Source organism: Nitratireductor aquimarinus (assembly GCF_017255295.1).
GTDB classification, from domain to species: domain Bacteria; phylum Pseudomonadota; class Alphaproteobacteria; order Rhizobiales; family Rhizobiaceae; genus Nitratireductor; species Nitratireductor aquimarinus.
In genome coordinates this window covers 104,671-117,547 of record NZ_JAFKDE010000009.1, presented here as the reverse complement: position 1 = coordinate 117,547, position 12,877 = coordinate 104,671, and the positions used below count along the sequence as shown (strand labels likewise).

16 protein-coding genes are annotated in these 12,877 nt (G+C 61.9%); 10 read left to right on the top strand and 6 right to left on the bottom strand.

Features of this window, described 5'->3' with window-relative positions:
* Positions 1-111 precede the first annotated feature (111 nt).
* The 3 genes from JYP46_RS16435 (at position 112) to JYP46_RS16425 (ending at position 2,158) form a co-directional block, all read left to right on the top strand.
* Positions 112-537, top strand: a complete 426-nt coding sequence (locus JYP46_RS16435; protein ID WP_113153929.1) for an Hsp20 family protein — start codon at positions 112-114, stop codon at positions 535-537.
* 108 nt (positions 538-645) lie between these two features.
* Positions 646-903 (top strand): BQ00720 family protein, encoded by a 258-nt coding sequence (locus JYP46_RS16430; protein ID WP_113153930.1) that lies wholly within the window; start codon positions 646-648, stop codon positions 901-903.
* Positions 904-1,102: 199 nt separating this feature from the next.
* The gene (locus tag JYP46_RS16425) at positions 1,103-2,158 is read left to right on the top strand and encodes a C45 family autoproteolytic acyltransferase/hydrolase (RefSeq protein ID WP_206548723.1); all 1,056 of its coding nucleotides are present in this window, start codon (positions 1,103-1,105) and stop codon (positions 2,156-2,158) included.
* A gap of 54 nt (positions 2,159-2,212) precedes the next feature.
* On the opposite strand, the gene ptsN is transcribed toward JYP46_RS16425, so the two are convergent.
* The 6 genes from ptsN to lptC all read right to left on the bottom strand — a co-directional run bounded on the left by ptsN (position 2,213) and on the right by lptC (position 7,248).
* Entirely contained in the window at positions 2,213-2,677 is a 465-nt protein-coding gene (gene ptsN, locus JYP46_RS16420; protein ID WP_113153932.1) for a PTS IIA-like nitrogen regulatory protein PtsN, read from the bottom strand.
* 71 nt (positions 2,678-2,748) lie between these two features.
* A complete protein-coding gene (gene hpf / locus JYP46_RS16415) occupies positions 2,749-3,324 on the bottom strand; it encodes a ribosome hibernation-promoting factor, HPF/YfiA family (protein WP_113153933.1) in 576 nt (191 codons plus the stop codon).
* 224 nt (positions 3,325-3,548) lie between these two features.
* A complete protein-coding gene (gene rpoN / locus JYP46_RS16410) occupies positions 3,549-5,042 on the bottom strand; it encodes an RNA polymerase factor sigma-54 (RefSeq protein ID WP_206548722.1) in 1,494 nt (497 codons plus the stop codon).
* Between the two features lie 102 nt (positions 5,043-5,144).
* On the bottom strand, positions 5,145-5,927 hold the full coding sequence (gene lptB, locus JYP46_RS16405; RefSeq protein WP_222474193.1) for an LPS export ABC transporter ATP-binding protein: 783 nt from the start codon (positions 5,925-5,927) through the stop codon (positions 5,145-5,147).
* Positions 5,928-5,954: 27 nt separating this feature from the next.
* Positions 5,955-6,512 carry an LptA/OstA family protein gene (locus JYP46_RS16400; protein ID WP_113153936.1) on the bottom strand — a complete coding sequence of 186 codons (558 nt, stop codon included), beginning with the start codon at positions 6,510-6,512 and terminating at the stop codon, positions 5,955-5,957.
* A 34-nt stretch (positions 6,513-6,546) separates the two neighbouring features.
* A complete protein-coding gene (gene lptC / locus JYP46_RS16395) occupies positions 6,547-7,248 on the bottom strand; it encodes an LPS export ABC transporter periplasmic protein LptC (RefSeq protein WP_206544451.1) in 702 nt (233 codons plus the stop codon).
* Between the two features lie 417 nt (positions 7,249-7,665).
* On the opposite strand from lptC, the gene sppA reads away from it, so the two are divergent.
* From sppA to lspA, 7 genes are all read left to right on the top strand, one after another.
* Positions 7,666-8,628: a signal peptide peptidase SppA gene (sppA, locus tag JYP46_RS16390; protein WP_206548720.1), complete on the top strand. Its 963-nt coding sequence runs from the start codon at positions 7,666-7,668 to the stop codon at positions 8,626-8,628.
* A 77-nt stretch (positions 8,629-8,705) separates the two neighbouring features.
* Positions 8,706-8,996: an integration host factor subunit beta gene (locus tag JYP46_RS16385; RefSeq protein WP_113153939.1), complete on the top strand. Its 291-nt coding sequence runs from the start codon at positions 8,706-8,708 to the stop codon at positions 8,994-8,996.
* 61 nt (positions 8,997-9,057) lie between these two features.
* Positions 9,058-9,381, top strand: a complete 324-nt coding sequence (locus JYP46_RS16380; protein WP_113153940.1) for a LapA family protein — start codon at positions 9,058-9,060, stop codon at positions 9,379-9,381.
* 24 nt (positions 9,382-9,405) lie between these two features.
* The gene (lhpI, locus tag JYP46_RS16375; protein ID WP_206548719.1) at positions 9,406-10,368 is read left to right on the top strand and encodes a bifunctional Delta(1)-pyrroline-2-carboxylate/Delta(1)-piperideine-2-carboxylate reductase; all 963 of its coding nucleotides are present in this window, start codon (positions 9,406-9,408) and stop codon (positions 10,366-10,368) included.
* A gap of 70 nt (positions 10,369-10,438) precedes the next feature.
* On the top strand, positions 10,439-11,467 hold the full coding sequence (locus JYP46_RS16370) for an RsmD family RNA methyltransferase (RefSeq protein WP_113153942.1): 1,029 nt from the start codon (positions 10,439-10,441) through the stop codon (positions 11,465-11,467).
* On the top strand, positions 11,464-12,324 hold the full coding sequence (locus tag JYP46_RS16365; protein WP_206548718.1) for a TrmH family RNA methyltransferase: 861 nt from the start codon (positions 11,464-11,466) through the stop codon (positions 12,322-12,324). The genes JYP46_RS16370 and JYP46_RS16365 overlap by 4 nt, the downstream gene beginning before the upstream one ends.
* Positions 12,321-12,827: a signal peptidase II gene (gene lspA, locus JYP46_RS16360; RefSeq protein ID WP_113153944.1), complete on the top strand. Its 507-nt coding sequence runs from the start codon at positions 12,321-12,323 to the stop codon at positions 12,825-12,827. Before JYP46_RS16365 ends, lspA begins: the two co-directional genes overlap by 4 nt.
* Positions 12,828-12,877 lie beyond the last annotated feature (50 nt).

The window sequence follows — 12,877 nt, the reverse complement described above, 5'->3', positions numbered from 1 at the left end:
GTTGCTCCAAAATGCTTGAAACGCAGGGTTTGAGCGACCATATCAGTTGCAACGGAGAAAATGCCATTCGGGTTTTCTTCTATCCACGTCGCTCTTTGAGGACTGTAATAAATGACGCGTATGACGCCTTTCTCGAATCCGCTCCTTTTAGGGTTCGACAGCATGGAAAAAACGCTCGAGCGCATTGCGAAATCGGGCGATGGCTACCCGCCCTACAATATCGAGCGCATCCGCGCCGAAGGCGGGCAGGGCGTGAGACTCCGCATAACACTGGCCGTAGCGGGCTTCGGTGCGGATGATCTGGACGTCACAACGGAAGAAAACCAGCTCATCATTCGCGGCCGACAGACCGAAGAAGGCGAGCGTGAGTACCTCCATCGCGGCATTGCCGCGCGCCAGTTTCAGCGCATGTTCGTGCTGGCGGAAGGCATGCGGGTGCTGAACGCCGATCTCAAGAACGGCCTCCTGTCCATAGATCTGGACCGACCCGAGCCGGAACGGCTGGTACAAAAAATAAACATTTCCGTGAAAGACTGACATACTGGTCTTATTCGGGAGGAAACCGGGCGGGCTGACCCGTCCCGGAACCTTGGGCTCTTCAGCGGGTTGGTTTCCAGGGGAAACGCCTGCGTTAAGGAGGCTTCGATGACCGAACATGAAAGCAAGATCGCCATTACCCAGCAGCAGCTCGCCCACATCGGCGAGGGTGCAGTGGCCTATATGCGCGAGATGGATGCCGAAGACCTGCAGGGCAAGTTTCCCGGCATGCCTGACCTGAAGCCGGGCACACGGCTCTGGGCGCTTTTCGGCGCAGACGGTCAGCCCATCTTACTGGCAGACGCCCGCGACACAGCGCTCGCAGGCGCGATGCAGAACGATCTGGAGACCGTCAGTCTCCACTGACCGAACACGTTCTGCGCGGAAACAGGCGACGCCGCTTCCGCGCAGATGGAAAGCCACTGTCAAAAGTCACAGTTACGTGACGGATTTCGGTGAGAGATTGCCGGTAGCCGTCTCCTTTTCGTCTTGACAGCCGGGCCGATCTTCCAGGGAATGGCGCAGGCACTTACATCGTGATTGCCGTCAAATCTGGAGGAAGGCCATGCCGGCCAGCAGCAGGACGTTTCCGCTAATTGATGTTTGGGGCAAACCGGAAGAAAGAGGCCGCCAGATCGGTTCGGCCTTGAATGAGCGGATCGCCCGTACGCTTTCTATCTACAAAACCTATTTCGACCGCCCCGAAGGCGAAATCCTCGCGGCGGCAGCGCAGTTTCGCGATGTGATCGCTGCTTTCGATCCGCGCGCCTGCGCCGAGATGGATGGCATCGCCGATGGTGCGGATGTCGATCCTCTCTGGATCGTCGCGCTCAATGCGCGCAGCGAGCTTCTCTCCGCACTCTCAGCGTCCGAATGCACCGTGGTGCAATACACCGGAACGCCCTTTGTGGGGCAGAACTGGGACTGGTCGGAAAAGCTTGAAGAGCTGGTCGTTCTCATTCGCTCGGAAGATGAACGCGGCAAACGCTTTCTGACAATGACCGAGCCCGGCATGCTGGCCAAGGTCGGCCTCAATGATGCGGGCTTCGGCGTGTGCCTGAACTTCCTGCCGACGCCCAAGCCCACGCGCGGCGTGCCTTCCCACATTCTCCTGCGGTCACTTCTCGACGCCGGCTCCTGGGCCGATGTGGAAGAGACGCTGGAGCGGGCAGGGGTGGGGCGCTCGCTCAATCTTCTGGTCGCCGGCAGGGACGGCCGCGCCATCAATATCGAGTATGAGGGCGACGCGGCGCGGCGCATGGAGCCGGGTGGTACGGCGACCACGCACACCAATCACTACGTCACCTGCAAGGCCCCGGTCGATGCCGAGCTTCTGGAGAATTCCACGGCGCGGCTTGAGCGCATTCGCGCGCTGACGACGCCGGGAACGCCGGCTGATCTCGCCCGGCTGAAAACCGTTCTTTCCGACAATGCGCATCCCGAACACGCGATCCTGGCCCCCTACAGGGACAGTGACGGGTTTCTGGGGCGCAAGGGCACGATCTGCACCATCGCCATGGATCTGGCCGAGCGGCGCATGCACATCCGTCGGGGCAATGATCCGGCGGTTCCCTTCGTCGAAATTGCGGTCACGCAAAAGGAAACGGCCTTCTCGATGTGAGAAGGCCGTTCCGGCATTTTGCCTGTCGTAGACGATCAGGCTTGTCGCAGACGATCAGGCGGCGTTGGAAGCCGGCGTCTGCGCCAGGAAACTGTGAATGGCGGCAGCATCCTTGGTGCCGCGGATCTTGGCGGTGTTCTCGGCATCGCGCAGCACGCGCGCAATGCGCGACAGCGCCTTGAGATGGTCAGCGCCGGCGCCTTCCGGCGCAAGCAGCAGGAAGACCAGATCGACGGGTTGATCGTCGATGGCTTCGAAGTCGACCGGCGTTTCCAGGCGTGCGAACACGCCGGTGATGCGGTCTATGCCGGGCAGCTTGCCGTGCGGAATGGCGACGCCATTGCCCACACCGGTGGAGCCCAGGCGTTCGCGCTGCAGGATCGTGTCAAAGATCTCGCGCTCCGGCAATCCGGTTACCCCAGCCGCCTTTTCGGCAAGAAGCTGCAGAAGCTGCTTCTTCGAATTGGCCTTCATCGCCGGGATCACCGCTTTCTGGTCGATCAGATCGCTCAGATCCATGTCTTATGCATCCTTTGCTTTGTCTGTCCGCCGGCCATGCTCGATGGCCGGCGCTGACGCTGGCACGGAACTTATGCGCTTGCCACTACCGACGGATCGATCCAGCCGATGTTGCCATCGGCGCGTCGGTAGACAATGTTCACTTCGTTGCTTCCGGCATTGCGGAACACGAAGACGGGATTGTCCTTGGTGTCGAGTTCGATGACGGCGGTAGCCACAGACATGGTCTGCAGGGCCATCTTCGATTCAGCAACCACGGTCGGCGCGTAGTCTTCCGGGACCTCTTCTTCATCTTCGGCCACCGGGGCCATGACGCGATAGGCAATGTCCATCTGATCGACATGCTGGCCGTTGTTGTGGGACTTAAGCCGGCGCTTGTAGCGGCGAAGACGCTTTTCGATGCGCTCTGCGGCAGCATCAAAAGCGGCTTGCGGCTCCTGCGCCTGACCCGTGCCCTGCAACACCATGCCAGTGTCGAGATGGATCATGCAATCGGCGGCAAAACGAGAACCCGACTTTTCTACCGTAACGCGACCAGCAAACCCACCGTCGAAATATTTGTCGACGGCTTCGCCGATGCGTCCCTCGATACGCGAGCGAAACGCTTCGCCGATGTCCATATGTTTTCCGGAAATACGTAAGCTCATCTGAATACAGACCTTTCCTGATCAGACACCGAACGAATCGAGTTTATACGTGTGGCTTGCATGTACAAGGTGCCGCGGCGGATTGTGATCTCGGTCTGCCGCGTTTCCCTTCTTCGTTTGCTGGCACTACGGACAAAAGTCTAAAAGGCTCTCAGGCCTGTGGTCCATGCGGGCGGGCTTCTAGTGTTTTCCGGCGGTCTTGTCAATTCGACCGGGGTTTCGGGTCAGGAGCCGGCCCCTGCCGCCGCCAGCATCTTCTTCTCGCGCCTGCGTTGTACCGAAGAGGGAATATTGAGCGCTTCCCGGTACTTGGCGACGGTGCGGCGGGCTATGTCGATGCCCTCCGAGCGCAGCATATCCACAAGAGCGTCGTCGGAAAGTACGGCGGCCGGTTTCTCCGCGTCGATCAACGCACGGATGCGGTCGCGCACGGATTCTGACGAGTGTGCATCGCCGCCCGACGCCGATGCGAGAGCGGAGGTGAAGAAGTAGCGCAGCTCGAACGTGCCGCGCGGGGTCATCATGTATTTGTTGACCGTGACGCGGCTGACGGTGGACTCGTGCATGCCGATGGCTTCGGCCACCGTGCGTAGATTGAGCGGGCGAAGATGGCTCACGCCGTGGACGAGGAAGGCGTCCTGCTGGCGCACGATCTCGGACGCCACCTTGAGTATGGTTCTGGCCCGCTGGTCGAGGCTTCGCGCCAGCCAGTTGGCGCTTTGCAGGCATTCGCTCAGGAATTCGCGCTCATTGTCGCGCGCCTGGGGAGAAATCTCGGCATAATAGGGCTCGTTGACGAGAACGCGCGGAAGGGTCTCCGGGTTCAGCTCCACCGCCCAGCTTCCGTCGCTTGCCGCCCGCACCACGATGTCGGGCACGACCGGATCGGCGGTGCCGCCGGAAAACGCCATGCCCGGCTTGGGATCAAGCATGCGGATCTCGGCCAGCATGTCGGCCAGATCCTCGGCATCCACCCCGCAGAGCCGGCCGAGCGTGCGGAAGTCGCGCTTTGCCAGAAGGTCGAGATTGTCGACCATCGCCTTCATGGCCGGGTCGTAGCGGTCCTGCGCAATCAGTTGCAGGGCAAGGCATTCAGCCAGATCGCGCGCGAAAATGCCGGGCGGGTCGAAGGTCTGGCAGGTGGCGAGCACGGCGTCGACCGTTGCGGGCTCCGCGCCGATGCGTACGGCAATCTCCGCCGTTTCGACAGCCAGATAGCCCGCCTCATCGAGGCCATCGGCCAGTTCATGAGCGATGAGCAATTGCGCCGGGTCTGAAAAGGCGAGCGCGATCTGACCGTTCACATGGTCGCGCAGCGTGGTTGCGGCGGCGGTGGTGCTTTCGAGGTCGAAGGCGCTGCCGCCGGAGCCTTGCAGGCCGTTTCCGCCGGCGGATTTCCACTGGGCCGAGAGGTCGGCGCTGATGCGCTCCTGCGTGCCGGGATCGTCGGGGAACAGGTTTTCGAGCGAAGAATCCAGTTTTTCCGAGATGGATTTTGCGGTGTTTTCGCGTTGTTCCTGCTCGTTTTGCCAGGTTTCGGCGCGTTCTTCCGAATTCTCTTCGCCCCGTTCCAGAAGCGGATTGCGCTCGATTTCCGCGTCGAGAAAATGCTCAAGCTCCACATGCGTCATCTGCAGCAGTTTGATGGACTGCAGAAGCTGCGGCGTCATGACCAGCGATTGTGTCTGACGCAGATGGAGTTTTGGCGCGAGCACCATGAAGTTTTGGCCCCTGTTCGGTGCGGCAACAATGTTGCCGCAGAACGGGATTCAATTGGCCCGACTTTTGCTTGTCAAGCCAGAAAGCAGTGAAGCCGCAGCTTAGAGCGTGAAGCCTTCGCCCAGATAGAGGCGACGCACATCGGCATTGCCGACGATCTCGTTGGGGCGGCCGTGGGTCAGAACCTGACCGGCATGGATGATGTAGGCCCGGTCGATCAGGCCCAGCGTTTCACGCACATTGTGGTCGGTGATGAGCACGCCGATGCCGCGCGCCGTCAGGTGACGCACGAGCTGCTGAATATCGGTCACGGCGATGGGATCGATGCCCGCAAAGGGCTCATCGAGCAGCATGAAGTTGGGCCGGCTGGCAAGCGCGCGCGCAATTTCCAGACGCCGCCGCTCACCGCCCGAAAGGGCGACGGAGGGCGATTTGCGCAGATGGCTGATGTTGAACTCTTCGAGAAGTGCGTCGAGGTTCTTGTCGCGTTCCTTGCGGCTCGGCTCCACCACTTCGAGAATGGCGCGGATGTTCTGCTCGACCGTCAGGCCGCGAAAGATCGAGGCTTCCTGCGGCAGGTAGCCGATGCCAAGCCGGGCGCGGCGATACATGGGCATGCCGGTCACGTCGTGGCCGTCGATGTGGATCGTGCCCTGATCCACCGGCACGAGGCCGGTGGCCATGTAGAAACAGGTGGTCTTGCCGGCGCCGTTCGGCCCGAGCAGGCCCACGGCCTCGCCGGCGCGCACGCCGATGGACACACCGCTGACGACCTGGCGGCCCTTATAGGCCTTGGTGAGGCCGCGTGCGATGAGCGTGCCCTTGTACTCGGGAAGCTTGCCGCTCGCAGGATTCTCTGCCGCGGGCTCCTTGGCGGCCCGCATTTTACGCAACTTGGAAATCAACGCGGTTTACTGCCTGTTCTGGGAGCCGGGAGTGAGGAGCATCTTCACGCGGCCGCCGGCCTTCGTGTCCTTGCAGCCATCGAGTTCGGCCTGGCCGTTCTTCATCTGAACCGTGAGACGGCAGCCGACGATAACGTTCTCGCCTTCGGACAGGACCACTTCCTTGCCCGAGAGAACAAGCACTTCGGTCTTCATGTCGAATGTGGCGCTGTCGCCGGTGGCGACCTGGTTTTCCGACTTCACATAGACGTTTCCGTCCACTTCGAGCCGGTCGATATTGGCGCTGCCGGTTGCGGCCGAACCGCCGTCCTGCAAGTAGTAGACCTTCATGCGTCCGGCCTTGAGCAGGGTCGGACCCTGAACGACGGAGACATTGCCGGAGAACACGGCGACATTGTCTTCCTCGCGAACCTCAAGCCGCTCACTCTCGATCTGAATGGGTTTGTCGCCGGAAAGCTGCAGCCCGGTCAGGCGGCTTTGCGAATCCTGCGCAAGTGCGGCGGACGAAAGTCCGGCCAAAAGAAGCGCGCCCGTGGCGAGCCCTGAGAAGCTTCTGATGCGCATGATGTTCCTTTCCGTTCCCTCTTGTGCCGCAGCCTCAGTTGCGTGCGTCGGCGGTTTCACGGATCCGTGACGGGTCGATTGTAACGCGAACGCGTTTATCGAATACAAACACCTTGCCGCCTTCCTCCGCAGCGAAGGAATCGGCTGCAATCTTCGTCCCGTCAAGTTCGATTTCAACCGGATTCGAGGAGGAGAGGCTGCTTTTTGCGATGTCGATTTCGGCGGAGTCGAGTTTTGCGACAATGCCCGACGTGGTGCGCAGTGCAATTTCGCTGGTGATGTCGAGGCGGTTGTTGCCGCGGTCATAGACGCCGTCGCTTGCCTGAATGGTGGCGAAATTGTCGCCATCGACCGGCACATGGGCGCGAATGCCTTCCAGCTCGATTACATCCTCGCCGCCAAGCTTCTGGCGGGCGCGTTCGGCGGTCATCTTGTAGGGGCGGTCGTCGCTGGTGAAGCCGTTCAGCTCCGGGCTGGACATGACCAGCGAACCGCCCTCGATGGAGGCGCTGGCCAGATCGATCGCCCCGCGTGTGCCGGAGAACAGGTAGGAATAGCCAACGAAGACCACCGTGATGGCGATTGCAACAGCCGGCAGCACGCGCTTCAAAAGGCGCACGCGCCGGGAGTGACGCGAGGCCAGCGCAAAGTCTTCGGCGCCGCGCTCGGTGTTGCGGATCGCGTCGCCGTGACCTCTCCTTGCCGCGCCTGCGGCATTGTCTTTTGGGTTACTCATGTGCTTTGCGCTTTTCCGTGAGCTTGGCGGCCAGTCAACTGGACGCCCGGGTGGACGCCCGGGCATGGCCCTTCCCGGATACAGTCAGCGCCATCCCCCTGAGGGATGCACCTCGAGGGATGCACATCGAGGAATGCACCTCGCGCCTGACGGCGAAACGATGTCGCCGACCCCTTGGTCAGAACTGCGTAGCCGGAAAGCCTCAGATCCTAAACTTGCCCCTTGCTTCCAAATCTCACCCCAATATGGCTATTTTTGGATTAACGACAATGATTTACGTGCAAGTTTCTTCGTGTTTGCAGCTGTTGCGCGAATTCCCGGCGAAATCTTGTACAAGGCGGTGGTTCCGGGGGCGGCTTTGGACTAAAAGGCGCTGGTTTAGGACGAAATCCCTGTGAAGGTGAAAGCGAGGCTGTCATGTCCAATCGTGCGGATGAACTGATCGATCGTCGGCGTTTGCGGCGCAAGCTCACCTTCTGGCGCATTGCCGCCTTCGTGGTGATCGTGCTGGCAATCGGCTTCGCCACGCAGCGCCTGATGAGCGATGCGGCCGGCGTGTCTTCCAGCCACATTGCGCAGGTGAAAATCTCCGGAACGATCTTCGAGGATGACGAACTGCTTGAGCGGCTCGACCGGATTCGCGAGACGCCGGCGGTCAAGGGCGTCATCCTGACCATCGATTCCCCCGGCGGTACGACGGCTGGCGGTGAAGCCATTTTCGAGGAAATCCGCCTTCTGGCCGCAGAAAAGCCCGTTGTCGCACAGGTGGGGACGCTTGCCGCTTCCGCCGGATACATGATCGCCAGCGCCACGGATCACATCGTTGCACGGCAGTCTTCCATCGTCGGCTCCATCGGCGTCCTGTTCCAGTATCCCGATGTGAGCGGCCTCATGGACAAGCTCGGCGTGAAGCTGGAGGAAATCAAATCCTCGCCGCTCAAGGCCGAGCCTTCTCCTTTCAAGCCAACCAGCGAAGAAGCCCGCGCGATGATCCGCTCAATGATCTTCGACAGCTATGACTGGTTCGTCGATCTGGTGGCAGAGCGCCGCCCGCTGACGCGCGACGAGGTGCTCGAGGTTGCGGACGGCTCGGTCTTTACCGGGCGGCAGGGCGTTGAACTCAGGCTGGTCGATGAGCTGGGCGGTGAGCGCGAAGCCAAGGCCTGGCTGGTCACACAGGGGCTGGACGAAGATCTGGACGTGGTGGAGTGGAAGAAGCGCGAAACAACGGGGAACCTGTTCCTGCCGGACCTTGCCTCGCGTTTCCTCGGTGTGCCGGAAGGCGGCGCGGACATCCTGCGCGAGCTGGGCGCGGATCGCATCTTCCTTGACGGTCTGCTGTCGGTCTGGCAACCTGAAAACAGAAGGTTGCCTGACTAAAAAAAGCAAACAAAATCACCATTGTGTCGTAAACGACCGGGCGTTAAACAGGCCATTTCAGCGGCGGAAAAGAATCCATGATCAAATCAGAGCTCGTGCAGACGATCGCCAATCGCAACCCGCATCTCTACCTTCGCGACGTCGAGAACATCGTCAACGCGATCTTCGAAGAGATTTCGGACGCGCTCGCAGAAGGCAATCGCGTGGAGTTAAGGGGCTTCGGCGCGTTCTCGGTGAAAAACCGTCCCGCCCGCACGGGCCGCAACCCGCGCACCGGTGAATCCGTTGAGGTGGAGGAGAAGTGGGTTCCCTTCTTCAAGACCGGCAAAGAACTGCGCGAGCGCCTCAATGAGGACAAGGACAGCTAGTCCTTCCCCCGGACACCTATTCTTCAGGGGGCACTTACTTTTTAGATAGCAGTGGATTGAAATGGCCAACCGCATCATTCTCGTTCTTGTCCTCGTGCCTCTGGCGGTGATCATCATCGCGCTTGCAGTGGCGAACCGCGCGGCAGTGCCTTTCACCATCGACCCGTTCAATCCGGGCAATCCGGCGCTCACCATCGAGTGGCCGCTGTTCGTTTATCTTTTTGCCGCCCTTGGTTTCGGCATGATTGTCGGCAGTCTCGCAACCTGGCTGCGTCAGGGGCGCTACCGGCGTGATGCGCGCGAGCGCAAGAAGGAAGTCGACAAGCTGCGCCAGGCCCCGCCGGCCAGCCCGAACGCACCGCAGATCCCGCAATCCCCCTCCTGACCCTCCAGCCAGAAGGCCCAGCCAATGCTCTCCATTTCCGCCGACCAGGTCGACGCGTGCCTGGACTATGCCGAACTCGTGCAGACATTGGGCGAAGCCTTCAGGAAGGGCGCCGTTCAGCCGGTGCGTCATCACCATAATATCGAACGGCCTGAAGGCGCGGACAGCACGCTTCTTCTCATGCCGGCATGGAGCGACTTTTCGCGGCTGGCGGGCGACGATTCCGGTTATATCGGCGTGAAGATCGCGGCAGTCTCGCCGGACAACAACGCCATCGGCAAACCGGCGGTGATGGCGGTCTATCTCTTGATGAACGGCACCACGGGCGAACCGCTGGCGCTGATCGACGGCCAGCGCCTGACGGCATGGCGCACCGCATGCGCCTCCGGTCTCGCCGCCTCCTATCTGGCGCGGAAGGATGCCTCGAAGCTGCTGATCGTCGGAGCGGGCGCGCTTTCGCCCATGCTGGCACGCACCCATTCGGCGATCCGGCCGATTGACGATATCAGGATCTGGAACCGCTCCAGCGAAAATGCCGAGAAGGTTGCGGAGACGCTGCGCGCTGAGGGCATGAACGCCTCCGTGGCCGACGATCTCGATGCTGCCATCGGCGAAGCGGACATCGTGTCGTGTGCAACGCTTTCCACCGTGCCGCTGGTCAAGGGCGCGCTTTTGCAGCCCGGCGTTCATGTGGATCTGGTGGGCGCGTTCACGCCGACCATGCGCGAGAGCGACGACGAGGCGATGCGCCGTGCGTCGGTTTTCGTGGACACGCATGCCGGCGCGACCAAGGAGGCCGGCGACGTCGTTCAGGCGATTGCCGCCGGCGCACTTACGGCGGATGACATCAAGGCGGATTTCTTCGAGCTGACGCGCGGCGAGAAGCCGGGGCGGACGAGCGACGACGAAATCACGCTGTTCAAATCCGTCGGCGCGGCCATCGAAGATCTGGCCGGCGGTATCGCGATCTACGAAAAGCATCGCTGACGGCTTTGTTGCCTGTCCCGCGCGCCTGTGGCAGAAGCGCGGGCATTATAGCTCATTGGCGGAGACCCGATTGAAGCCTGCGCGCGCCAAGCGCCGGAACGATGACCGGCGCAGCCCAAAAAAACAGACGGCCCCCCGCGAGAAGACGCAGGGCCAGTCCGAACCCAATTCACGCCCCGCGCCGCCGCGCCGTCAGGGCAAGCTTCCTGACGAGCGTTTGCCCGTCATTCTGGAAGTGCTGCCCAATGACGATTATGCGCTTTTGGATTCCGGCGGCGGGCAGAAGCTCGAGCAATACGGTCCTTACCGCATCGTGCGCCCCGAGGGGCAGGCGATCTGGCAGCCCGCACTCGGTCCGGCCGAGTGGCAGAAGGCCGACGCCATCTTCACCGGCGACACGGATGAAGAGGGCATGGGGCGCTGGCGCTTTCCGAAGGAGCCGCTGGGCGAGACCTGGCCCATGCGCCATGACGGGATCGACTATCTGGGCCGTTTCACCTCGTTTCGCCATGTGGGCGTTTTCCCCGAGCAGGCGACCCACTGGTCGCACATGGAAACGCTGGTGCGCGAGGCGCGCCGTCCCGTGAAGGTGCTGAACCTGTTCGGCTATACGGGGCTTGCCTCGCTGGTGGCCGCCCGCGCTGGCGCGGAAGTGACCCATGTGGATGCCTCCAAGAAGGCGATTGGCTGGGCACGGGAAAATCAGGAAATGGCCGGGCTCGGCGACAAGCCGATCCGCTGGATCTGCGAAGACGCGGTGAAGTTTGCCGAGCGTGAGGCGCGGCGCGGCAACAGCTATGACATCGTGCTGTTCGACCCGCCGGCCTATGGCCGTGGACCGAAGGGTGAGGTGTGGCAGCTGTTCGAGGATCTGCCCTATCTGGCGGATCTCTGCCGCTCGATCCTGACGCCGAAGCCGCTGGCCGTGGTGCTGACGGCCTATTCCATCCGCTCTTCCTTCTTTGCCATTCATGCGCTGATGCGTGACACATTTGCGGGCTATGGCGGTCGGGTGGAATCGGGTGAACTGATCATTCGCGAGCAATCGGCGGGCCGGGCCCTGTCGACCTCGCTGTTTTCGCGCTGGGTGGCGTCATGAGCGGACATGAGAACGAGCGGCGCAGGCCGGGCCAGGTGAAGGAAGTCACCAGCCTGACCAACCCGATCATCAAGGACATTCGCGCGCTGGCGCAGAAGAAGTTTCGCGACCGCGAACACGCCTTCATCGCCGAGGGGCAGAAGCTGGTGATCGACGCGTTCGACGCCGGCTGGACGATCCGCACGCTGCTCTACGCCAAGGCGGGGCGCGGCAATGAAGCGGTGGAGCGGCTGGCCGCCCGCACCGTGGCTGCCGGCGGCCTCGTGCTGATCGTCAGCGAGAAGGTGATGTCGGCTGTTACCAAGCGCGACAATCCGCAGATGGTGGTGGGCGTTTTCGAGCAGAAGACGACGCCGCTTGCCAGCGTGAAGCCGGCCGATGGCGAGGTGTGGGTGGCGCTCGACCGGGTGCGTGATCCGGGCAATCTGGGTACGGTTTTGCGGACGGTCGACGCCGTTGGCGCAAAGGGCATCATCCTGGTTGGCGACTGCACCGACCCGTTCTCCTTCGAGACGGTGCGCGCGACCATGGGCTCCATCTTCGCCGTGCCGATCGTGCGCGCGAGCCAGGATACGTTTCTTGCTTGGCGCAAGGGGTTTGGCGGCCGTGTGGTCGGCACGCATCTGAAGGGCTCGGTCGACTACCGCACCGTCGATTACCGGAAGGGGCCGGTGCTGCTCCTGATGGGCAATGAGCAGCAGGGCCTGCCGGACGTGCTGGCGGAAAGCTGCGACACGCTGGTGCGCATTCCGCAGGCGGGGCGGGCGGATTCGCTCAACCTCGCCGTGGCGACAGGCGTGATGCTCTACGAGATCCGGCGCGATGCGCTGCCGCTTGAGGAAAGGGCGGGCGCATGAGCATGCGCAGCATCGGTTTTTACGGCCTTCTGATCGCTCTGTTTGCGCTTGCCGATCAGGTGGTGAAGGAACTGGTCGAGACCATGATGCCGCTGCATGAGCGGATCGACCTTTTGCCGTTCCTTTCGCTTCTGCATTCGCGCAACACCGGCATCGCCTTCTCCATGTTCTCGGGCATGAGCGGCATCGGGCTCAGCATCGTGATGGCAGGGGTGATCCTGTTCATCGGCTATCTGGCGCTGCGCACCGGCGCTTCGCAGACCTGGGCGCGGCTAGGCTTCGCGCTCATTCTGGGCGGCGCGGTGGGCAATCTCATCGACCGGCTGACCCTCGGCTTCGTCACCGATTACATCTACTTCCACACGCCGGTCTGGTCGTTTGCGATCTTCAATCTGGCGGATGTCTTCATCACCGTGGGAGCGGGGCTTGTGATCCTCGAGGAGTTTCTCGACTGGCGGCGTGGTCGCCCGGGCCGCTCAGGCGGTGAGGCGCGCCCGGATTGACCTTGCGCCCCGCGCGCCGCACTCTCTCTCATCATTGAAGACCGTAACCA

Bases quoted from the DNA above. Each gene is read 5' to 3' on its own strand.
- JYP46_RS16435 (WP_113153929.1), top strand. From the start codon at position 112: ATGACGCGTATGACGCCTTTCTCGAATCCGCTCCTTTTAGGGTTCGAC.
- JYP46_RS16430 (WP_113153930.1), top strand. From the start codon at position 646: ATGACCGAACATGAAAGCAAGATCGCCATTACCCAGCAGCAGCTCGCC.
- JYP46_RS16425 (WP_206548723.1), top strand. From the start codon at position 1,103: ATGCCGGCCAGCAGCAGGACGTTTCCGCTAATTGATGTTTGGGGCAAA.
- ptsN (WP_113153932.1), bottom strand. From the start codon at position 2,677: ATGGATCTGAGCGATCTGATCGACCAGAAAGCGGTGATCCCGGCGATG.
- hpf (WP_113153933.1), bottom strand. From the start codon at position 3,324: ATGAGCTTACGTATTTCCGGAAAACATATGGACATCGGCGAAGCGTTT.
- rpoN (WP_206548722.1), bottom strand. From the start codon at position 5,042: ATGGTGCTCGCGCCAAAACTCCATCTGCGTCAGACACAATCGCTGGTC.
- lptB (WP_222474193.1), bottom strand. From the start codon at position 5,927: ATGCGGGCCGCCAAGGAGCCCGCGGCAGAGAATCCTGCGAGCGGCAAG.
- JYP46_RS16400 (WP_113153936.1), bottom strand. From the start codon at position 6,512: ATGCGCATCAGAAGCTTCTCAGGGCTCGCCACGGGCGCGCTTCTTTTG.
- lptC (WP_206544451.1), bottom strand. From the start codon at position 7,248: ATGAGTAACCCAAAAGACAATGCCGCAGGCGCGGCAAGGAGAGGTCAC.
- sppA (WP_206548720.1), top strand. From the start codon at position 7,666: ATGTCCAATCGTGCGGATGAACTGATCGATCGTCGGCGTTTGCGGCGC.
- JYP46_RS16385 (WP_113153939.1), top strand. From the start codon at position 8,706: ATGATCAAATCAGAGCTCGTGCAGACGATCGCCAATCGCAACCCGCAT.
- JYP46_RS16380 (WP_113153940.1), top strand. From the start codon at position 9,058: ATGGCCAACCGCATCATTCTCGTTCTTGTCCTCGTGCCTCTGGCGGTG.
- lhpI (WP_206548719.1), top strand. From the start codon at position 9,406: ATGCTCTCCATTTCCGCCGACCAGGTCGACGCGTGCCTGGACTATGCC.
- JYP46_RS16365 (WP_206548718.1), top strand. From the start codon at position 11,464: ATGAGCGGACATGAGAACGAGCGGCGCAGGCCGGGCCAGGTGAAGGAA.
- lspA (WP_113153944.1), top strand. From the start codon at position 12,321: ATGAGCATGCGCAGCATCGGTTTTTACGGCCTTCTGATCGCTCTGTTT.